Raw genomic sequence first — 656 nt, 5'->3', positions numbered from 1 at the left:
CGAGGTGCTGGCCGCCCTCGAAGCCGAAACGAACACGCCCCTCGCGCTGCTCGCGGCGGCCCGGCAGGCGCAGCAAATCAGCCCGCGCTGCTACGAGGTGCTGACGGCCGAAGTCGAGCAACGCCTGCTGTATTGGGCGAGCCAGGCGCTGGAATTCCATTTCCAGAACCCCGCCAAGGCCGACCTGCACCTGCAAATGCCCGACGCTGAAGCCCGCCGGCTGGCCCAGGCCTTGTATGCCCGCTACGACCCCGCCCAGCCCCGCTACCGCTACTCCTCGCTGAACAACCTGGGCATTATAGCCGGCCTGCGCGCGCAGGGCGTGCTGCCCGGCCCCACTCCCGCGGCCCGCACCTGGGCCGGCTACGAAACGCCGTTTGCCGCAGTGTATGGCAATTTTAGCCGCTTCGACTACCTGACCCCGGCGTCCCAGAGCCTGGCCGTGGGCAACATTTTTCTCACGGCGCTGAGCTTTAATACCCTGAGCCCGGCCGATGCCGCCCGGGCGTTTGTCGACTACCGGCAGCTGTTTCCGGCCAGCCCCTACGTGCCCATTATTGCCCGGGTCCTGCCCAAAGCCACTGCCCCGGCCGCAGCGGGCCAGAACCTCACCCTCGGCCGCCTTGCGCCGGGTGCCCACGCCCTGGCCTTCGCCC

At 68.9% G+C, this 656-nt stretch carries 1 protein-coding gene; it reads left to right on the top strand.

Features of this window, described 5'->3' with window-relative positions; genetic code table 11:
* On the top strand, positions 1-656 hold a 656-nt coding region (locus tag ACYVDE_RS25315), incomplete at both ends, for a hypothetical protein (RefSeq protein WP_460504275.1).

It is taken from the genome of Hymenobacter agri, from assembly GCF_054778495.1.
This window is presented reverse-complemented; position numbering and strand designations above follow the sequence as displayed.